The following is a 19827-nucleotide window of genomic DNA, read 5'->3' on the forward strand; positions in this document are numbered from 1 at the left end:
ATCAAGCGTTGCGCAGTTTAATCCCTAAGCAGCCTCATCGGCGCGTCGCCACCTCGGGAACGGATCGACCAGTCTGGCCCATTCCTCGATCTGCATTCCCGGTTTCCCGGGGACAAGACAAGCGTCGAGACGCGCCTTGATGGCGCCCTGATCCATGTCGGTGCCGATGAAGACGATCTCCTGCCGGCGGTCGCCATAGAGTTCGTTCCAGTTCTTCTTGAGCGATTGCCGCCAGAACGGATCGTCCGGCCAGCGGTCGGCGGGCACGTTGGCCCACCAGAACCCCAGGCCTTCGGTCCGGACGATCGCCCCCGCCTGACTGAGTTCACCCAGCCATTGCGGACGCGTTGCGATCCAGAAATGGCCTTTCGCCCTGATAACGCCGGCCCAGGTCTCCTTCAGGAACTGGTGAAATTTCGCGGGATCGAATGGCCGGCGCGCGCGATAGACGAAACTGCTGACGCCGTATTGTTCGGTCTCCGGCGTGTGATCGGCAAAGCCGTATAGTTCCTTGAACCAGAGCGGATGCTGCTGCGCCCGCTCGAAATCGAAACGACCGGTGTTGAGAATCCGGTCGAAGGGCGCGTTGCAGAAACTGGTCTCGACGATATCGGCGCCGGGATTCAGCGCGCGGATGATCTTGCGGGCGGCCTGCAACTGGTCAGCGGAAGCATCGTCGATCTTGTTGAGCACGACCACGTCAGCGAACTCGATCTGCTCGACCAAGAGATCCACCATCGTGCGCTTGTCGTCGGTACCGAGCGATTCGCCGCGATCCCTGATGAAATCGGTCGAGGAGTAATCCCGCAGCAGGTTCACGGCATCTACCACCGTCACCATGGTGTCGAGCACCGCGACGTCGGAAAGACTCTCGCCTTCTTGGCTGCGGAAATCGAACGTCGCGGCGACCGGAAGCGGCTCCGAAATGCCGGTCGATTCGATCAGGAGGTAATCGAACCGGTCGCTCTCGGCGAGAGCCCGGATTTCCCTGAGCAGATCGTCGCGCAGCGTGCAACAAATGCATCCATTGGTCATTTCGACCAGTTTTTCGTCAGTCCGCGACAGGTTCGCACCGCCATCGCGGACGAGGTCGGCGTCGATGTTGACCTCGCTCATGTCGTTCACAATCACCGCCACCTTCAGGCCCTGACGGTTGTTCAGTACATGGTTCAGTAAAGTTGTCTTCCCAGCCCCGAGGAAGCCGGACAAGACCGTGACGGGGAGTTTGCGCATCGAGATCAAAGAGCCTGTTGAGTTTGGGGAAGCCCAATCGGGGAAGTGTGGGCATCGTCGGGTCCGCCAAATATGTTATGTTATAACATAACATCAAAAGATGGCGACGGTGTCAATTAGAGAACCAGAAGCTGCCGGGCAGGCGGGTTTGGATCTGTTGCGGTTAGCACCGTTGCCCAAATCACACACCCGTCGGGGATTGTGCCGGGACGCCTGCGAACCGACGTTGACCCATCCGGTCGCCCCTGATGTTATATTATAACATTGGACAGCCCGGGGGGATGCCCCGGTCTTCGATGTGGGGCGCTGATCGGCATGAAGTGGGTTCGCGCAAATCTCAAGAACGGGGCGCGGCTGGCGCTACTGGCGCTGGCGCTGCAGTTTGGGCTGTCGTTCGGGCATTTTCACGCCGGCGACGCGCAGGCGGCGACGCCGGAAAGTCACGCGGTTACGACGCAATCCGACTTTTCCGCCTCCACCGCCTCGCCGGACGCCAACCATCCGACGGAGTCTCACCACGATTCCGGCCATCACCCGGGCGAAGATTGCGCCATCTGCGCCATCATCGCTCTGGCGGGCACGGGGCTATCAGCAACGCCGCCCGGTTTGCTGCTGCCGCAAGCCGACGTGTTTCCTTATCGCGTCACCGATGCCGCGTTTGCTGATCTGAACCCGGTCGGCCTGGCCTTCCGGCCTCGCGCTCCTCCCGCCACCTGACATCGATGACTTGATGCTCCCTGCAGGGATCGCCGCGCCGATCGCGAGCGATCCTGCCGGGATAATTCTAAATCGGTCCGTCGCACATCGACGGCAGGCGCTGTCCGAATTCGTCACGGGTACGAATCCGTATGGCGGCTCTATCAGGATCAGGACAATGACATTCCCAACAAGGCGAGCATTCCACCTGGGTGGAGCGAGTTGGCTGCTGCTATGCGCGATGGGCAGCGGCGCCGCGGCTCAGGATGCCGCACCGCCCGCCACGCAGCTGCCGGAAATCACCGTGACCGCGCCAAGCCCGATCGTGCGGCGAAGCGTCAGGCCTGCGCGCGCGCCGGTGCGCGTGTCCCGCGCCGCTCCCGGGCGCAATCGTGAACCCGCTGCACCGCAGCCCAGCCCGGTCGCGGCGCCCCAGCAGGGCGTGCTGCCGATCGTGACGGACCAGTTCGCAACCGTCACCGTGATACCGAACGAGGAAATCCGACGCTCGGACGGCACCACGCTCGGCGATCTCCTGTTCTCGAAGCCCGGCATCACCAGTTCCAGCTTTGCGCCCGGCGCTGCAACGCGGCCGATTATCCGGGGGCTCGACGTCAACCGCGTCGGCATCGTCGAGAACGGTATCGGCGGCGGCGGCGTTTCCGACCTCGGCGAGGATCATTTCGTGCCGATCGATCCGCTGGCGACCAACCAGATTGAAGTGATCCGGGGACCGGCGGCATTGCGTTACGGGTCGACCTCGATCGGCGGCATCGTCAGCGCCACCAACAATCGAATTCCCGATGCCCTGCCCTCCTGCGCGGCAACGCCGTTCCGGACCTATGGGCTGCCGACCAAGGCGCCGCTCGCAAACATGCAGTCGGGACCCTGCATGACCGTCGAGACGCGAACAGCCGTCAGTTCGGTCGATCGCGGCACCGAAGGCGGCATCCTGCTCGATGCCGGCGGCGGCAATTTCGCCATTCACGCCGATGCCTATGGCCGCAGGAGCGGCGACTACAACGTCCCCAGCCAGCCTTATCTGTTCGAGCCGGCCGCGCCGTTCAACGGCCGTCAGCCCAACTCGGCCGCGCAGGCGGCCGGCGCCTCGATCGGCGGCTCCTTTATCTTCGACGGCGGCTTCATTGGTGCTGCCATCACGCAGAACGACTCGCTTTATCGTATTCCGGGCATCGAAGCTTCCGATCATCAGGCCCGAATCGACGCGCGTCAGACCAAGCTCACCGCCAAGGGCGAGTATCGGCCGGACTCGGCGGCGATCGAGGCCATCCGCTTCTGGGCTGGCGCGACCGACTACAAGCACAGCGAGATCGCGCTGGCGGATCTCGCCGATCCGACCTCGCTCGGCGTACGGCAAAGCTTCACCAGCAAGGACCAGGAAGGCCGCGTCGAAGTGCAGCTGATGCCGTTCAACGCGCGCTTCGCCTCGGTAACGACCGCCTTCGGCCTGCAGGCCGGACATCAGGAACTGACCGCGTCGAGTCCCGACGATCCGACCAGTCCGCTCAATGGACTGTTCAATCCGAACAGCAACAACCGGGTCGCCGGCTATGTCTTCAACGAGTTCAAATTCAGCGAAGTCACCAAGGCGCAAATCGCCGGGCGGATCGAACGCGTCAATCTCTCCGGCACGACGCCGGACTTCGCATCCGAGGTGTTCGACCTCAACGTCGACCCCGCCGGCATCGGAGCCGCAACCCCGCGCAACCTGCACTTTACGCCGAAAAGCGCCAGCGTCGGCCTGATCCAGGATCTGCCATGGGGTCTGGTCGCCAGCATCACCGGCCAGTATGTCGAGCGCGCGCCCAAGCCGGCCGAGCTTTTTTCACGCGGCCCGCACGAAGCCACCGTCACGTTCGACATCGGCAATCCCAACCTCGGGATTGAAACCGCCAAGTCGATCGAGATCGGATTGCGGCGGGCGACTGGGCCGTTGCGGTTCGAAGCGACCGCCTTCTACACGAAGTTCAACGGCTTCATCTACCGGCGCCTGACCGGCAACACCTGTGAAGACGTCGCCTGCGTCGATCCGGCCGATCCGGCTTCTCCGCTCGAGCTCAATCAGGCGATCTACTCACAGCGCGACGCCACCTTCCGCGGCGTCGAATTCCAGAGCCAGCTCGATGTCGGCCAATTCCACGGCGGCATCTGGGGCGTCGAAAGCCAGTTCGACGTCGTCCGTGCCACTTTCTCCGACGGCACCAACGTTCCCAGGATTCCGCCGGTCCGCGCCGGCACGGGCCTGTTCTGGCGCGATGCGAACTGGCTGGCGCGGATCAACTATCTGCATGCCTTCGCGCAGAACCATATCGCCGTGGTCGGCGAAACGCCGACCGCGGGCTATAACCTGCTGAAGGCGGAAATCAGCTACAAGACCAGGCTGGATCCCAGCTGGTTCGGCGCGCGCGAAATGATGGTGGGCCTCGTCGGCAACAATCTGCTGAACGAGAACATCCGCAATTCGGTGTCCTACAACAAGGATGAGGTCCTGCTGCCGGGCATCGGCGTGCGGGCATTTGCGAACCTGAAGTTCTAGTTACATTTGCGCGGCGGTGACCTCGCTCCTCGAACCGCCCCGCTCCCTCATGGTGAGGAGCGCGTCCGGCAGCGCCCTTGAGCTGCCCGGCGCGCGCCTCGAGGCATCGTGGCACTACGTCGCCAGGCTCCAGTCCGGGCGGATCGCGCCGGAGACATCGGTGAACGCGCCCTCGACGAGTTCGGCCACCAGAAGACGGCTGTAATCCACCGGTCCGGGCATGACCGCCCGCCCCTTCGGAACCGGCTTGAAGCCGACGCGACTGTAATAGGCCTCGTCGCCGACCAGCAGCACGAGGCGATGTCCTTTGGTCCTGGCGTCCTTCAGCGCGCGGTCCAGCAGCGCGCTTCCGACGCCGCGGCTGCGAAACGGCGGCTCGACCGTCAGCGGACCCAGCAGCAATGCCCTGGTATCGTCGATGCAGATCGGCAGTTGCCGCACCGAACCGACCAGCAGCGTACCGATCCGGGCGGTGAAGGACAGATCGAGCAAATGATCGACATGCTCGCGCAGCCGGTAGGCGCTCAGCGCGAAGCGGCCGGGCCCGAAGGTGCGCTGGTGCAGGCGTTCGATCGGCAGCGCGTCGCTGGGGGTCTCGGCCAGTATCGTCAGTGAGAGGTCGCTCATGCTGGGGCGCGGGATAGCATCTGGCGGACGCGCGGTCCATCGCCCATCCCGCGTTAATATCCGGCCGGATCAGTTCCTGATAACGGGAGCCTGGGACAGATAGGCCAGGAGCTTCATCTCGCGCCGTCCGCGCGTCACCGTATCGAGCACCAGCCCCGAGGATACCGACAGCACTGCCAGGATCATCATGCCCATCGACAGGACCGCCGTCGGCAGCCGCGGGACGATACCTTGCTCGAGATAGGTGACGATGACGGGAATCGCGAGGCCGACCGAGACCAGCGTCAGGAAGATCCCGATGGCGGTGAAAAAGCGCAGCGGCTTTTCCGAACGGTAGAGTTTGAGGATGGTGCCGAGGATGCGAAATCCGTCGCGCCAGGTATTGAGCTTGCTGAACGAGCCTTCCGGCCGGGCGAAATAGGGCGTCTCGATCTCGGCGACCGGCAGCGCCAGTTCGAGCGCATGGACGCTGAGCTCGGTCTCGATTTCGAAGCCGTCCGACAGCACCGGGAAGGATTTGACGAAGCGCCGCGAGAACACGCGATAGCCGGAAAGAATATCCTTGAAGGCCTGGCCGAACACCGTGGAGAGAAATCCCGTCAGCATCCGGTTGCCGGTGCGGTGACCGGGCCGGTAGGCCGCCACGGTCTGGTCGACGCGAAACCCCACCACCATGTCGAGATGATCCGACAGCAGCATCCCGATCATCCGCGGCGCGCTGGCGGCATCATAGGTCGCATCGCCGTCGACCAGCACGTAGATGTCGGCGTCGACATCGGCGAACATCCGCCGCACAACATGGCCCTTGCCCTGGCGGCGTTCGCTGCGCACCTCGGCGCCCGCCTCGCGCGCCACCGCGACGGTGCGGTCCGACGAATTGTTGTCGTAGACGAAGATTTGGGCCTGCGGCAGCGCCTTGCGAAAATCCGAGATCACGGTCGCGACCGCGGCCTCCTCGTTGAAGCACGGCACCAGAACCGCAATCCGCATCGTCGGTGTGATCATCGAAGGGCCGTCAGCCGAATCAGGTTTGTTATGAGGTCGTTCGCACTTTTACTGGTTGCGGAGCGCTAACGCCACGTCGCGATCGGCTCCCTGCCCTCGAGCACTTCCGCGATCCGCAGGCGGGTGCCCGGGGTGGTCGCCTCCGGCAAGGCCGCGGCATCGAAAAAGCCGCAATCGACGATCTCATGGTTGGCCTCGGGCAGCCGGTCCTGGCTGAATTGCCTGACTACGTAGACCGCGACGTGGTCCCGGCCGGAGACATGGCTGTTCAGGAACAGGCCGTGCAGCGGCGGCTCGCCATCGAGCTCGATCCGCCCCTCCTCCGCCAGTTCGCGGCGCAGCGCATCGCGAAAGGTTTCACCGACCTCGACGCCGCCGCCGGGCAGATGCCAGCCGGAGACGTAGCTGTGCCTGACCAGAAACACCCTGTCATCGCCGTCCAGCACGACGGCGCGGACCCCGAGCGTCATGCCGCGGGCGAATCTCCAATAGAGATGGAAAACCCGCCGCAGCGCCGGCTCAAGCGTGATTCGCAGCTTCTGCAGGTCCGTCGCCATCGAGCCCATATCCTGACATCGCGTTTGATCCTTGCGCCGCGCCAGCCGGCTTGCCAATACTTTGAACGGGATTTCCAGAGAGTATCACGAGATGATCGCGCGACGGCTCCGTCCCGCAGGCAACCGAAGCGGACGCGGGTGATGACGGCCTTCACGCTGGCGCATCTGTCCGATCCGCATCTGCCGCCGATGCCGGCGGCAGGGTTGCGCGATCTCCTGGGCAAGCGCGCGCTCGGCTACCTCAACTGGACCCGCAACCGCCACAAGGTCCATCGGCGCGAGGTGCTCGACGCGCTGGTGTCGGACTTGCAGGCGCAGGCGCCGGACCAGATCGCGGTGACCGGCGACCTCGTCAATCTGGCGCTGGATGCGGAGTTTGCGCCGTCGCGGGCCTGGCTGGAAAGCGTCGGTCCCGCGGAGCGCGTCACGGTGATTCCCGGCAATCACGACGCCTATGTTCGCGCCACGCAGCATCGCTTTGCCGAGGCCTGGGGGGATTACCTGCGCGGCGACGCGGCGCCGGACGGCGACGTCGCCTTTCCACAGTTGCGCCGGCGCGGCCCGCTGGCGCTGATCAGCGCATCGTCGGCGGTCCCGACGCCGCCCCTGATGGCGACCGGATGGCTCGGGCGCCGCCAACTGGACGCGCTGGAGCGCATGCTGGCTGCGCTCGCCGCCGAGCAGGCGTTTCGCGTGCTGCTGATCCATCATCCGCTGCAGTCAAATTCCAGCTACAAGCGGCTGACCGATTCGGCTGAGCTCATCGCGCTGTTGCAACGGCATGGCGTAGAGCTGGTCCTGCACGGGCACGATCACGTTCATTCCACCATCTGGATCGACGGGCCGCGGGCAAAAATCCCGGTGATCGGCGTGCCCTCGGCCTCCGCCGTCGCCCATGGCCGCTATCCGGCGGCAGCCTATAATCTGTTTTCGATCGCGCGCGAGGGCGAGGCGTGGCGGTGCGAACAGACCGTGCGGGGGATCGACGATGTGCTGCGCGTCCGCCAGATCAGGCAGGCCCGGCTGCTCTAGAGATTCCGCAAGGTCGCGAACAAAGCGAGGCCGAACAGCGCGATGGCGCCGGCGAGGAAGCCCAGCACGAAGGTCCAGAAACCGCTGCGGCGCTTTGGCTCGACGACCACCGGCTCCGGCGCGGGCGTGGCGACCAGCGCATGCTCGCGCTCGATCATGCGGCGGGCGACGTAATCGGTGACGGCGTCGACGATGGCGGCGACGTCATGCGACTCGGCGATGACGATGCGGCCGAAGCGGGTGTCCTGCACGAAGCGGTAGATGCGCTTGTCGCGCCCCATCAGCACATGGGCGACGACGTCGATCCACAGCCGCGGCGTGTCGCCCTGGCTGATGCCGCGGTCGAACAGGTCGATCTTTTCCGGGATTTGCGCGAACAGCGGCTCCAGCGCGTCGTTGAGAATTTCGAGCCGCGCCACTTCGGCATCGCGCAGATCGACCACGACCCCGGTGCGGTCGGCGGCCTCGATCCGCGCCTGCCGCAAGGCATCGCGCAGCCGGACGGGACGCGTGGTGCTGACCGCCTGGCTCCCGGTATTCTGCGCGTCTGACATCCGCTTGATCGCCTTTGCCTGAGGGGTAACCGTGGCGTTAACCTATCAGTAACCACGTTTGGCGCAAAGGCTGTTTATTCCCAAGGGTTTAGGTCTCCGGCTCTTTCTTGCCTCACCCGCAAGCGCAGACAGCGAAAGCCAAAACCGCGAGCGGCCCCATCCGGGGTTACCGAAGGGGCCGCTCTCGTCCCTGGACGTCTTCTTCTAGTTACCTGGCAACAGGCCTCACGCCGAGACGCGGGCGGGCTCTTCCACGATGGAGAAGCGCACGCCGGCCTTGTGCCGGTTCTCTTCCGAGACGACGCGCCAGGCATCCTCGGCTTCCCCACGGGTCTTGAACGGACCCTGCACCTGGGCCGAGCCTTCCACGAGCTTGTGGAAGTTCATCGAACCGAACTCGCCGCCAATCACCCAGAAATTGCTGCCTTTGGTCATGATCGTCTCCTGCTGTTGCCGTTAGCCGAACTGGTTCATCGTGTTGTGGGCACCGCCCGCCTTCAAGGCGGCTTCACCGGCGAAATACTCCTTGTGATCGTCGCCGATATCGGAGCCGGCCATGTTCTGATGCTTCGCGCAGGCGATACCCTGACGGATCTCCTGGCGCTGAACGTTCTTCACGTAGCCCAGCATGCCCTGCTCGCCAAAATACTCCCTCGCGAGATTGTCGGTCGACAGAGCTGCCGTGTGATAGGTCGGCAACGTGATCAGATGGTGGAAGATGCCGGCACGCTTGGCCGAATCCGCCTGGAAGGTGCGGATGCGCTCGTCGGCTTCGAGGCCGAGCGGCGTATCGTCGTATTCCGGCTTCATCAGTTCGGCCCGATTGTACTTGCGGACATCCTTGCCGGCTTCCTTCATCGCGTCGTAGACCTGCCAACGGAAGTTGAGCGTCCAGTTGAACGAGGGCGAGTTGTTGTAGGCCAGTTTCGCGTTCGGAACGACCTCGCGAATGCGGTCGACCATCTTGGCGATCTGCTCGATATGCGGCTTCTCGGTTTCGATCCACAACAGGTCGGCGCCGTTCTGCAGCGAGGTGATGCTGTCGAGTACGCAGCGATCTTCGCCGGTGCCGGCGCGGAACTGGTAGAGGTTGCTGGCCAGCCGCTTCGGACGCAGCATCTTGCCATTGCGGTTGATGATGACATCGCCATTCCTGGCATTGTCGGCCGTCACTTCCTCGCAATCCAGGAAACTGTTGTACTGATCGCCGAGGTCGCCGGGCTTGTGGCTCACGGCGATTTGCTGCGTGAGACCGGCACCCAGCGAGTCGGTGCGGGTCACGACGATGCCGTCTTCGACGCCCAGTTCGAGGAAGGCATGGCGGCACGCCCGGATCTTCGCCAGGAACACCTCGTGCGGCACGGTAACCTTGCCATCCTGGTGGCCGCACTGCTTCTCGTCGGAAACCTGATTTTCGATCTGCAGGGCGCACGCACCTGCTTCGATCATCTTCTTGGCAAGCAGATAGGTCGCCTCCGCATTGCCAAAACCGGCGTCGATGTCCGCGATGACGGGCACGACATGGGTCTGGAAGTTGTCGACCTTTTCGATCAATGCCTTTTCCGTTGCCTTGTCGCCAGCCTTGCGAGCGGCGTCGATGGCGCGGAAGGTATCGTTGAGTTCACGGGAGTCCGCCTGACGGAGGAAGGTGTAGAGTTCCTCGATCAGCGCCGGCACCGAGGTCTTCTCATGCATCGACTGATCGGGAAGCGGTCCGAATTCGGAGCGAAGTGCGGCGATCATCCAGCCGGACAGATACAGGTAGCGGCGATCGGTCTTGCCGAAATGCTTCTTGACCGAAATCAGCTTCTGCTGCGCGATGAAACCGTGCCAGCAACCGAGTGACTGGGTGTACTTGGTGGGATCGGCGTCATAGGCCGCCATATCGCTGCGCATCAGCGCGGCGGTGTATCGGGCGATGTCCAGGCCGGTCTTGAAGCGGTTCTGCAGACGCATACGCGCCACGGCTTCGGCGGTGACGCCGTTCCAGGTCGGCTGGGTCTTGAGCAGCGCCTCGGCAGCGCCAAGCTCGCTCAGATAGGAAGCCGGTCCCTGGAGAGCCTGGTCACTGATCCCTCGTGGCTGGTAGTTCATGTGCATGATCCTTTCGGCGACAATTCGTCACTAGACATTCTTGACAGTGCATTGCGAAACGTGCCGAGAGCTAAACGCCAAACTTCCGAATTCGTATAGATACCTTGTCATTTATTGGTGATGTCATGTAACATACGTACTTGTCATAGATGTCATGTTGTCAAGTTTGTCACAAACAGGACGCAGCCATGGCCGGCAATTCCGCAAAAAAGCTGTTCGTCGGGCCCCGGTTCCGGCGAATCCGCCAGCAATTGGGGCTGTCGCAGACCCAGATGGCCGAGGGGCTGGAGATTTCGCCGAGCTATATCAACCTGATCGAGCGCAACCAGCGGCCGGTGACGGCGCAGCTGCTGCTGCGGCTGGCGGAGACCTATGATCTCGATCTGCGCGACCTCGCCACCGCCGACGAGGACCGCTTCTTCGCCGAACTGAACGAGATCTTCTCCGATCCCCTGTTCCGGCAGATCGATCTGCCGAAGCAGGAACTGCGCGACCTCGCCGAATTGTGCCCCGGTGTGACCCATTCCCTGCAGCGCCTCTATGCCGCCTATACCGAAGCCCGGCGCGGCGAGACCATGGTGGCGGCGCAAATGGCCGACCGCGACGAGGGCACCCGTTACGAGGCCAATCCGATCGAGCGCATCCGCGACCTGATAGAGGCCAACCGCAACTATTTCCCCGAACTGGAACACGCTGCCGAAACCCTGCGCGACGAGCTGAACGTGCCCGCGGAAGAGCTGTTCGCGGCACTGGCAGCGCGCCTGCGCGAAAAGCATTCGGTCGTCACCCGCATCATGCCGGTCGACGTCATGCGCGAGACCCTGCGGCGCTTCGACCGGCATCGCCGGCAACTGCTGATCTCCGAACTGGTGGACAGCCCCGGCCGCGCCTTCCAGCTCGCGTTCCAGATCGGTCTGACCGAATGCAGCGGCAGTTTCGATGCCATCGTCAACCGCGCGGGGCCGCTCGACGATACGCCGCGACGGCTGTATCGCATCACGCTGGCCAATTATTTCGCAGCGGCCGTGATGATGCCCTATCAGGCCTTTCACGGTGCCGCGGAGGCGTTGAGCTACGACGTCCACGTGCTGGCGCAACGCTTCAACGCCGGTTTTGAGCAGGTCTGCCATCGCCTGACAACGCTGCAGCGGCCCAATGCGCGCGGCGTGCCGTTTTTCCTGTTGCGGGTCGACAATGCCGGCAACGTGTCGAAACGGTTCTCCTCCGGCACGTTTCCGTTCTCAAAATTCGGCGGCACCTGCCCGCTGTGGAACGTGCACTCGACTTTCGATACGCCGGACCGGCTGCTCAAGCAGGTGATCGAACTGCCCGACGGCACGCGCTACTTCTCGATCGCGCAGATGGTGCGCCGGCCGGTGGCGCCCCATCCGCAGCCGCAGCCGCGCTTTGCGATCGGCCTAGGCTGCGAAATCCGCCACGCGACCAAACTCGTCTACGCCACCGGGATAGACCTCGAAAAAGCCGAGGGCACCCCGATCGGCGTCAACTGCCGGCTCTGCGAACGCGAAAACTGCAGCCAGCGCGCCGAACCGCCGATCACCCGGACGCTGATCCTCGATGAGAACACGCGAAGGGTGAGCTCGTTCGCGTTCTCGAATGCGAGAGAACTGTGAGGGGAACCGTGGTTTCGGACGCCGTCGACAGCCAAAGGCTTGGACGAAACGTGATACGAACATTGCACGACTGGCGAAGCTGAACTGGACTTGAAAATGGTGCTGGGGTGAATCTGGCGCCGACCGCGAGGAGGGAGCGTCATGAGCACCACGGAAATGGCCGGATATGTTGCGGCCCTCCTCGTCTTTCTGACTTTCTACATGAAGACGATGGTTCCGCTTCGCCTAGTGGGCATTTTGAGCAACTGCGTTTTCATCACCTACGCGTATCTCGCCAACCTGCATCCGGTGCTGGTTCTGCACCTCATTTTGCTGCCGTTGAATGGCTTGCGGCTTCGCCAGATGCTGCGGCTGACAAGAGACGTGCGCGATGCCACGCAAGGTAATCTCAACATGGACTGGCTCAAGCCGTTCACGTCGATGCGCCGGTTCAAGCGTGGCGACGTAGTCTTTCGCAAGGGCGACGCTGCCGACGCCATGTACTTCGTGGTTTCCGGCCGGTTTCGTCTGGCCGAATTGGGGAAGGATATGTTGTTGGGACATATCGTCGGCGAACTTGGGTTGTTGGCGCCCGACCAATTGCGTACGCAGACGCTTGAATGCGTCGAGGACGGAGAAATGCTGCATGTCACATATGAGCAGGTGAAGCAGCTTTGCTATCAGAACCCGCAGTTCGGTTTCTATTTTCTGCAGCTCACCACGCGGCGACTGTTCGAGAATATTTCAAAACTGGAACGCGACGCGGCAGCCTACCGGATCGCGGCTTCCAGTCAGGCCTGACAATCGTCTTTTGGCTGGACGTCCTGAAGCGTCTGGGCGAACCGGCGAATGGAGAGAACTCAGGGAAATTGGGGGTTTTTCACCGCGCTGTCGCTTCAGCTCTCGTGGCCGGTGAATCTCTTGTAGATCCAGCGTCGGCCATCATGGCGGCGCCAGACCCGGCCGGTCAGCAGTTTCCCGGTGATCGACCGCCGGGGGACGATCACGTTCCAGAGGTGCCAGACCTCGGCCCAGGCCGGTTTCGGGCTGAGGCCCAGTATTCGAAATCGCTCCCGGCTTTCAGCGAGCATATGGTTTTCCGAAAAGCAGGCCGGATGGAAGGTCTCCAGCACCTCACAGAATAGCCCGCGTCGGCCGCCCTGCAATCGAAGTCGCCGGTTAAGCTAACCCGTCAACCTTACCGGCCCGGGCTTGCGGGCATCAATGGCGGTGACGCTTTTTCGGGGGATGGACGCGCGCGGGCCGTGTCGGGAGAACCGACCCCGACTGGTTCGGGACATAGCCCCGGGATTCCTGCAGGCGCCGCTGATAGCCGGGCGAACTCATAATGCTGGCGGCCGCTCCGCCGCGCGCAAACGCCTCGCTCGCGGTGAGCAGGACCAACAGGGCTGCGGCGTATTTCAGGAACTTGTTCATTCGCCACTTCCGGAAAAATTTGCGATGGCTGGGTAATCGGAGATATCACACATCGTTCCAGTCTTGTCCTCCGTCGCGGTGAACTGCGGGCAGAGAAAACAATCGATCAGGGAGAAAGAACATGCGGATCGCGGTAGTGGGCGCCGGCGGCGTCGGCGGCGGATTTGGCGCGGCACTGGCGCAGGCGGGAGCCGATGTCACCTTCATCGCGCGCGGCGCCCATCTCGCCGCCATGCAGGGCGCCGGACTGAAAGTCCACAGCCCCCGCGGCGACAGCCATCTGGTGCCGACCCGGGCGACCGATGATCCCGCCGCGATCGGCACCGTCGATATCGTGCTGTTCTGCGTCAAGCTGTGGGACGTCGAAAGCGCGGGCGAACGCATCAAGCCGCTGGTCGGTCCCGGCACCGCCGTGATCCCGCTGCAGAACGGCATCGACGCGCATGAGCGGCTGATTCCGATATTGGGCGAGAGCGCGGTGATGGGCGGCGTGGCGCAGATATCGGCCTCGATTACCGCGCCCGGCACGATCACCCAGGTCGGCACCTTCATGCGGATGATTTTTGGCGAACTCGACGGCAGCCGCAGCCGGCGCGCCGAGGATTTTCTCGCGCTGTGCCAGAAGGCCGGCTTCGAATCCACCTTGAGCGACCAGATCCTGACCGACCTCTGGATGAAGTTCGTGCTGCTCGCCGCCAACGCCAGCATCACCGCGCTGGCGCGCCAGCCGATCGGCCAGTTGCGCGACGACCCCGACATCCGCCCCGTCTTCATCGCCGCCCACCAGGAAGTAATCGACGTCGCCCGTGCCAAGGGCATCGCGCTGCCGGCCGATGCGCTCGCGAAAATCCTGGAATTCAACCGCCAAGCGCCGCCCACCATGCGCGCCTCGATGGCGCTCGACCTCGAGCGCGGCAACCGGCTGGAGCTGCCCTGGCTCGGCGGCAAGGTCGCGGAGCTGGGCAAGCAACTGGGCGTGCCGACCCCGACGCACAGCGTGATGTACGCGATGCTGAAGCCGTATGCGATGGGGAAGATCGGGTAGCGGGAAGGCCGTTGCGTGTGTCGAAGACACCCGCCTCACGTGCATCCCGTCGCCACATCGTCGCTCGAATCCACCAGCCCGATCAGCGGTACGTCGACGCCTAATGTCAGCTCCATGATCGCGCCGGCGACGGCATAGATGACGGCGAGCTCGGCCGCGCCGAAGGCCGCCAATGCCCCCAGGCCCAATACTGTTCTAATCCTGTTCGAACCCACGATAATCCCCCCGCTTCAGCCTTTCGGTTCTGATCGAATGACAACCGGGCCTCGGTCTTTCTGGGCGCGTTTCCCTGTCGCGAACCCGGAGTCCGCTTCGAAGCACTTGATGAAACCTCACTATCATAGGTACTGCCGGCGAGGTGGCCCGGCCGGGTTCCAATTGTCCTTAACCCTAATTCACCAACGCTCGATTAACCCATTGGGCGCACCTTTTACGCCGCCCGTCTGGCCGCGGGGCACCAGCCGCCGCCCGAGCAATGGGCATCCTTTTGCAGGGTGGGACCCCATGGACTACCAAGCGTTCAATAACGCCAGCCTCATCGTGATGTACGAGAGCGTGCGCGGCGCGCTGGCATCGGACGATGCGCTCGCCGGTCTGGGCGAGGAACGCCGATTTCGCGTACGCGAAACCCCCGACTGGAAGAAGCACGCGGCCGACCTCGACCGAGATGCTCAAGCGCGGGATGTTTTTCGAGGTCATCGACTGGTCCGAGGACCAGGCGACACTGCCGTTCGAGCGATGACGCGGTGAGGCCCCGGGACTTCGTACCCGACGGGCATTCTTCAGAAACCTTGCCTGACGGGTTGAACCAATTCGTTCGCAAGGCGTTATCCATCATGCCCCGACCGAATCCATCATCGACCGGCCCCATGAGCGTTCAGCCCGTCGCACACGGTTCGATCACGCCGATGCAATCGCAGGCCCTCACGCTGGTGACGAAGCAGAAGTCGAAAAAGAAACAATCGGCCAGGGCGGACGCGGTCCGCATCGCAAGGGCGAAAATCAGCCGCCGCGGCTCGCTGAGCAAGCAGCGTCAGGCGCTTAAAGGCTAGGCGAAACGAAATTCCATCGACTTCTCCGAGGTAAAGGCGCACTTTCCTGCAGTCCGACGCCGAATTCCAGGGCAATCCAGCATCGGCCTGGACCCTGTCCAACCATCGAGGCGACCCGCATGCGCGACCCCGCCATCACGTTCATCGTCATCCTTCTCATCGGCATTGCCGCCGGCCTGATGTTCGACCGACTCGCCGGGCCATCCTGGCTGGCCCGACAGTTCTCCGGATCCAGCCGCGGCATCATTACCAGTGCGCTGGTAGGAATTGCCGGCGCCTTCATCGGCTTTCACATCGCGGTGCTGTTGGCGCTGGGCAGCGGACTGCTGATGGCGGTGATCGCGGCAGCGCTCGGGGCGGCCGCGGTGCTGTTCACCTGGCGAATGGCCAAATAGCCGCGCTCTCCAGGACACCCGCTTTCCCGTTCACGGGTGATGACGGTCTATGGGCGTCCACATCACTCCGCTGCTTGACGCGTCTCGGGACCTTCGATCACCTCCAGCACCACCGGCGGCGACATCGGCAGACTGTAGAAGCGCTTGCCGAGGGCGTTGTGGATAGCGTTGGCGACGGCGGCCATGACGGGGACCAGCGGCACTTCGCCGACGCCCTTGACGCCTTGCGGATGTTTCGGGTTTGGCACTTCGACCATCACGGTGTCGAGCATCGGCAGGTCCGAACAAACCGGCATGCGGTAGTCGAGGAAACCGGGATTATCGACCTTGCCGCTCTTGTTGTAGATGTACTCTTCGTTGAGCGCCCAGCCGATGCCCTGCGCGACGCCGCCCTGGATCTGGCCTTCGACATAGCCGGGATGAATGGCGCGGCCGACGTCTTGCACGGCGGTGTAGCGGATCACCCGGACGATGCCGAGCTCGGGATCGACCTCGACGTCGCAGATATGCGTGCCGAAGCCGCCTTCGGCGCCCTCGGTGTTGAGTTGAACGCCGGCGCCGATCGGTCCGCCCATCGACGGCGCCTTGGCGGCGAGTTCGGCCAGCGTCAGCGGTTCGAACTGGCCGGCGTTGGGGCTGGCCGGATGCGCCGCGCCGTTCTCCCATTTCACCGCTTCGGGATCGATGTCCCAGATTTTTGCCGCACGCTCCTTCAGCGTAGCGATGATCTTGTCGGTCGACTGCGTCACCACGATCGCGGAAGCGAACAGCACGCGGCTGCCGCCGGTGAGATTGGAGAAGCCGATGGTGGCGGTGTCGCCGATCAGCACGGACACCCGCTTGTAGTCGATGCCAAGCAGCTCGGCGCAGATGTTGGCGATCGCGGCGCGCGAGCCGCCGACATCGGGATGGCCCGTGGTGACGACCACATTGCCGTCCTCGGTGATGTTGACCTGGGCGGAGGATTCGCCGCCGGCATTGAACCAGAAGCCGGAAGCGACGCCCCTGCCCTGCAGCTTGCCGAGCGGCGCGGAATAATGCGGATGCGATTTCGCGGCCTGCAGCGTCTCGACGTAGCCGATGCGCGGAAACACCGGGCCGAACGCCGCCTTGGTGCCCTGCCTTGCGGCGTTCTTCAGCCGCAGGTCGAGCGGATCCATTTTCAGCGCTTCGGCGAGTTCGTCGAGCACGCACTCCACCGCATAGGCGCCGATCGGCGCCCCCGGGGCGCGGTAGGCCGCAACCTTGGAGCGGTTGGAGAGCACGTCGAAGCCGACCGCGAGCACATGCGGGATATCGTAAGGCGAGAAACTGCAGCCGACCGCGCCGCGGTTCGGCGAGCCCGGCAATGCGCCGGCCTGCAGGTAGAAGGTGCCCTGCGCGGCGACGATGGTGCCGTCCTTTTTCGCGCCGATCTTGACGGTGCTCTTCGAGCCTGACGTCGGCCCGGTCGCCCGCATCACTTCCTCGCGGGTCATCACCATCTTGACCGGACGGCCGGATTTTTTCGCCAGCAGTGTCGCCAGCGGTTCGAGGTAGACGATGGTCTTGCCGCCGAACCCGCCGCCGATTTCGGCGGGGATGGCGCGGATGTCGCTCTGCGGGATGCCGGTGAGATACGCCGTCATCGCGCGCACCATGAACTGGCCCTGGCTCGAACTCCAGATCGTGGTCTTGTTGTCGGCGCCGACGCTGACCAGGCAGGCATGCGGTTCGATATAACCCTGATGCACCGGGCGGGTGGTGAAGCTGCGCTCGACGATTACTTCCGCTTGCGCAAAGCCTTCGGCGACGTCACCCTTCTTGACCTCGAGCCGGCCGCCGATGTTGGACGGCTTGCCCTCGAACTTCATGAAATCGTGCAGGATCGGCGCATCCGGCGCGATCGCGTCGTCGATCTCGATCACCCAGGGCAGCACTTCATATTCCACCTCGATCAGCTCGCAGGCCTTGGCCGCGATCGCCTCCGTGGTGGCGGCCACTGCCGCGATGGGGTGGCCGGGGAACAGCGCCTTTTCCCGCGCCATCACGTTGCGGCACATCCAGCGCATGTCCTGGATTCCGAGCATCACCGACTTGTCGACCGGGAAGTCGACGACGTCGCGCGCCGACACCACCGCCTTGACGCCGGGCAGCGCCTCGGCCTTCGAGGTGTCGATCGACTTGATGCGGGCATGCGGATGCGGGCTGCGCAGCACCTTGCCCCAGATCATACCGGGCATGTTGGTGTCGGCAGCGAACGCCGCGCGGCCGGTCACCTTGTCGGCGCCGTCGGGCCGGATCGTTCGTTCACCGATCCACTTGTTGTTGGTAACGACGTTCATTGCGCAGCCTCCCGCATTTCATCGGCGGTTTCCATCACCGCCCGCACGATCTTGTCGTAACCGGTACAGCGGCAGAGATTGCCGGCCAGCCAGAACCGCACCTCCTCCTCGCTCGGCTTCGAATTCTTCCGCAGCAGCGCGTCGGATGCGACCAGCATGCCTGACGTGCAGATGCCGCACTGCAGAGCCGCCATTTCCAGGAATTTCTGCTGCAGCGGATGCAACTTGTCGCCGTGGGCCATGCCCTCGATGGTTTGCAACGCATGGCCCTCTGCCTCGACCGCCAGCATCAGGCAGGAACAGACCAGCCGGTCATCCAGCGTGATGCTGCAGGCGCCGCAATCGCCGGAGGCGCAGCCTTCCTTCGAACCGGTGAGGCCGAGCGGCCCGCGCAGCGCGTCGAGCATGGTGTCGGACGGCTCGCAGAGAAACTCCACCGGCTCGCCGTTGATGGTGGTGGATACGTGCAGCTTTGCCATGATTTTCAGTTCCCTGCGGCGCGCCTGGCGGCGATCAAAGCCGTGCGCTTCAACAGCACGCCGGCAACTCTGGTGCGGTAAACGATGGTGCCGCGCTTGTCGTCGATCGGACGGCAGGCGGCGGAACAGGCGCTGGCGGCGGCCTTCAGCGCCGCATCGTCGAGCTTGCTGCCGATCAGCGCCTTGGCGGCCGCCTCGACCAGCAGCACGGTCGGCGCGACCGCGCCGAGGCCGACGCGCGCGGCGGTGCAGACACCGTCCTTGAGCGTAAGATTGACACCGACGCCGACCACGGCGATGTCCATTTCGGTGCGCGGAATCATGCGCAAGTAAGCGTCGCTCGACCCCTTCGGGCGCGGCGGCAGTGTGAAGCTGACCAGGATCTCGCCCGGCAGAAGATTGGTGCGGCCCGGGCCGGCCGGCACGTCTTCCACTTTCATCTCGCGGCGGCCGTTGGGGCCCTGCAGCGTGGCGATGGCGCCCGCGGCGACCAGGGCGGGCACGCTGTCACCGGCCGGCGATCCGTTGCACAGATTGCCGCCCGCCGAGGCGCGGCCCTGCACCTGGGTGGAGCCGATAAGGTTGATGGCTTCCAGCAGGCCCGGCCAGGCCTTGCCGAAATGCGGATGTTCCGCCAGTACCGCGCCCGGGACGGCGGCGCCGATCCGAAAGCCGCCATCGGCGGTTGGCTCGATCGCGGTCATCTCGGTGATCTTCTTGATGTCGACGATCACGCCCGGCTTCACGGCCCCGGAACGCATCTGCACCAGCAAATCGGTGCCACCGGCCAGGATGCGCCCGGCGCTGCCGGCGGAGGCAAAGGCCTTGACGGCTTCGTCGAGCGTGGCCGGCGCAAGATATCGGAGTTCGGTCATTCGTTTCCCTCATCTGCCGGCCGCCGGTGATTGTTGGCTCACCTTGCCCGGTCCCGCAGGACGGAGAGCCTACACGGGCAAAACCGATTGGAACAGCCTTTGGGCCCCGCTCCGGCGGCAGGCTCCCATGCGCCATTGCGCACCAAAGCGGACACACGCCCGCACTGATCGATCGCCACTGGGTTGTCCCGCGGATAATCAGACCGATTGAGTGTGCCGATTTGGCCTTGTTCCCGACCCGCACACCGATAG

The 19827-nt window shown here is 63.9% G+C and carries 22 protein-coding genes; 9 read left to right on the forward strand and 13 right to left on the reverse strand.

Annotated features, from left to right (window positions below; genetic code table 11):
- Positions 1 to 24: 24 nt before the first annotated feature.
- Positions 25 to 1233, reverse strand: a complete 1209-nt coding sequence (gene zigA, locus Q8R73_RS06600) for a zinc metallochaperone GTPase ZigA (RefSeq protein ID WP_305718734.1) — start codon at positions 1231 to 1233, stop codon at positions 25 to 27.
- A 315-nt stretch (positions 1234 to 1548) separates the two neighbouring features.
- On the opposite strand from zigA, the gene Q8R73_RS06605 reads away from it, so the two are divergent.
- On the forward strand, positions 1549 to 1950 hold the full coding sequence (locus Q8R73_RS06605; protein WP_305718735.1) for a DUF2946 domain-containing protein: 402 nt from the start codon (positions 1549 to 1551) through the stop codon (positions 1948 to 1950).
- A gap of 157 nt (positions 1951 to 2107) precedes the next feature.
- Entirely contained in the window at positions 2108 to 4486 is a 2379-nt protein-coding gene (locus Q8R73_RS06610) for a TonB-dependent receptor (protein WP_305718736.1), read from the forward strand.
- Between the two features lie 114 nt (positions 4487 to 4600).
- On the opposite strand, the gene Q8R73_RS06615 is transcribed toward Q8R73_RS06610, so the two are convergent.
- From Q8R73_RS06615 to Q8R73_RS06625, 3 genes are all read right to left on the reverse strand, one after another.
- Positions 4601 to 5113: a GNAT family N-acetyltransferase gene (locus Q8R73_RS06615; protein WP_305718737.1), complete on the reverse strand. Its 513-nt coding sequence runs from the start codon at positions 5111 to 5113 to the stop codon at positions 4601 to 4603.
- A gap of 69 nt (positions 5114 to 5182) precedes the next feature.
- Positions 5183 to 6118, reverse strand: coding sequence for a glycosyltransferase family 2 protein (locus tag Q8R73_RS06620; RefSeq protein ID WP_305718738.1), 936 nt, complete (start codon positions 6116 to 6118; stop codon positions 5183 to 5185).
- Between the two features lie 65 nt (positions 6119 to 6183).
- Complete coding sequence (locus Q8R73_RS06625) at positions 6184 to 6675, reverse strand: NUDIX domain-containing protein (RefSeq protein WP_305718739.1); 492 nt, start codon at positions 6673 to 6675, stop codon at positions 6184 to 6186.
- Positions 6676 to 6816: 141 nt separating this feature from the next.
- On the opposite strand from Q8R73_RS06625, the gene Q8R73_RS06630 reads away from it, so the two are divergent.
- Positions 6817 to 7707: a metallophosphoesterase gene (locus tag Q8R73_RS06630; RefSeq protein WP_305718740.1), complete on the forward strand. Its 891-nt coding sequence runs from the start codon at positions 6817 to 6819 to the stop codon at positions 7705 to 7707.
- On the opposite strand, the gene Q8R73_RS06635 is transcribed toward Q8R73_RS06630, so the two are convergent.
- The 3 genes from Q8R73_RS06635 to Q8R73_RS06645 all read right to left on the reverse strand — a co-directional run bounded on the left by Q8R73_RS06635 (position 7704) and on the right by Q8R73_RS06645 (position 10355).
- Positions 7704 to 8261 (reverse strand): hypothetical protein, encoded by a 558-nt coding sequence (locus Q8R73_RS06635; RefSeq protein ID WP_305718741.1) that lies wholly within the window; start codon positions 8259 to 8261, stop codon positions 7704 to 7706. The two genes, Q8R73_RS06630 and Q8R73_RS06635, sit on opposite strands and share 4 nt — an antisense overlap.
- A gap of 225 nt (positions 8262 to 8486) precedes the next feature.
- Positions 8487 to 8696, reverse strand: coding sequence for a hypothetical protein (locus tag Q8R73_RS06640; RefSeq protein ID WP_305718742.1), 210 nt, complete (start codon positions 8694 to 8696; stop codon positions 8487 to 8489).
- A 21-nt stretch (positions 8697 to 8717) separates the two neighbouring features.
- Complete coding sequence (locus tag Q8R73_RS06645; RefSeq protein ID WP_305718743.1) at positions 8718 to 10355, reverse strand: isocitrate lyase; 1638 nt, start codon at positions 10353 to 10355, stop codon at positions 8718 to 8720.
- Between the two features lie 188 nt (positions 10356 to 10543).
- Between Q8R73_RS06645 and Q8R73_RS06650 the strand changes: the two genes are divergently transcribed.
- Together Q8R73_RS06650 and Q8R73_RS06655 are read left to right on the forward strand one after the other, a co-directional pair.
- Positions 10544 to 11989, forward strand: coding sequence for a short-chain fatty acyl-CoA regulator family protein (locus Q8R73_RS06650; RefSeq protein WP_305718744.1), 1446 nt, complete (start codon positions 10544 to 10546; stop codon positions 11987 to 11989).
- Between the two features lie 141 nt (positions 11990 to 12130).
- Complete coding sequence (locus Q8R73_RS06655; protein ID WP_305718745.1) at positions 12131 to 12769, forward strand: Crp/Fnr family transcriptional regulator; 639 nt, start codon at positions 12131 to 12133, stop codon at positions 12767 to 12769.
- Positions 12770 to 12864: 95 nt separating this feature from the next.
- Here Q8R73_RS06655 and Q8R73_RS06660 read toward each other — a convergent pair whose 3' ends face one another.
- A complete protein-coding gene (locus tag Q8R73_RS06660; protein ID WP_305718746.1) occupies positions 12865 to 13059 on the reverse strand; it encodes a hypothetical protein in 195 nt (64 codons plus the stop codon).
- Between the two features lie 130 nt (positions 13060 to 13189).
- Complete coding sequence (locus Q8R73_RS06665) at positions 13190 to 13405, reverse strand: hypothetical protein (RefSeq protein ID WP_305718747.1); 216 nt, start codon at positions 13403 to 13405, stop codon at positions 13190 to 13192.
- Positions 13406 to 13526: 121 nt separating this feature from the next.
- On the opposite strand from Q8R73_RS06665, the gene Q8R73_RS06670 reads away from it, so the two are divergent.
- Complete coding sequence (locus tag Q8R73_RS06670; protein ID WP_305718748.1) at positions 13527 to 14450, forward strand: 2-dehydropantoate 2-reductase; 924 nt, start codon at positions 13527 to 13529, stop codon at positions 14448 to 14450.
- A 35-nt stretch (positions 14451 to 14485) separates the two neighbouring features.
- Here the strand turns inward: Q8R73_RS06670 and Q8R73_RS06675 are convergent, their stop codons facing one another.
- Positions 14486 to 14623 carry a hypothetical protein gene (locus tag Q8R73_RS06675; protein ID WP_305718749.1) on the reverse strand — a complete coding sequence of 46 codons (138 nt, stop codon included), beginning with the start codon at positions 14621 to 14623 and terminating at the stop codon, positions 14486 to 14488.
- A 331-nt stretch (positions 14624 to 14954) separates the two neighbouring features.
- On the opposite strand from Q8R73_RS06675, the gene Q8R73_RS06680 reads away from it, so the two are divergent.
- From Q8R73_RS06680 to Q8R73_RS06690, 3 genes are all read left to right on the forward strand, one after another.
- A complete protein-coding gene (locus Q8R73_RS06680; RefSeq protein WP_305718750.1) occupies positions 14955 to 15200 on the forward strand; it encodes a hypothetical protein in 246 nt (81 codons plus the stop codon).
- Positions 15201 to 15319: 119 nt separating this feature from the next.
- Positions 15320 to 15502 (forward strand): hypothetical protein, encoded by a 183-nt coding sequence (locus Q8R73_RS06685; RefSeq protein ID WP_305718751.1) that lies wholly within the window; start codon positions 15320 to 15322, stop codon positions 15500 to 15502.
- Between the two features lie 119 nt (positions 15503 to 15621).
- On the forward strand, positions 15622 to 15897 hold the full coding sequence (locus Q8R73_RS06690; RefSeq protein WP_305718752.1) for a transglycosylase: 276 nt from the start codon (positions 15622 to 15624) through the stop codon (positions 15895 to 15897).
- Between the two features lie 62 nt (positions 15898 to 15959).
- Here Q8R73_RS06690 and Q8R73_RS06695 read toward each other — a convergent pair whose 3' ends face one another.
- The 3 genes from Q8R73_RS06695 to Q8R73_RS06705 are packed head-to-tail and all read right to left on the reverse strand — an operon-like array spanning position 15960 to position 19575.
- Positions 15960 to 18221, reverse strand: coding sequence for a xanthine dehydrogenase family protein molybdopterin-binding subunit (locus tag Q8R73_RS06695; RefSeq protein ID WP_305718753.1), 2262 nt, complete (start codon positions 18219 to 18221; stop codon positions 15960 to 15962).
- Positions 18218 to 18700 carry a (2Fe-2S)-binding protein gene (locus Q8R73_RS06700; protein ID WP_305718754.1) on the reverse strand — a complete coding sequence of 161 codons (483 nt, stop codon included), beginning with the start codon at positions 18698 to 18700 and terminating at the stop codon, positions 18218 to 18220. Before Q8R73_RS06700 ends, Q8R73_RS06695 begins: the two co-directional genes overlap by 4 nt.
- Before the next feature lie 5 nt (positions 18701 to 18705).
- Entirely contained in the window at positions 18706 to 19575 is an 870-nt protein-coding gene (locus Q8R73_RS06705) for a xanthine dehydrogenase family protein subunit M (RefSeq protein WP_305718755.1), read from the reverse strand.
- Positions 19576 to 19827: the final 252 nt, after the last annotated feature.

It is taken from the genome of Bradyrhizobium sp. (assembly GCF_030697065.1).
Lineage (GTDB): Bacteria > Pseudomonadota > Alphaproteobacteria > Rhizobiales > Xanthobacteraceae > Bradyrhizobium.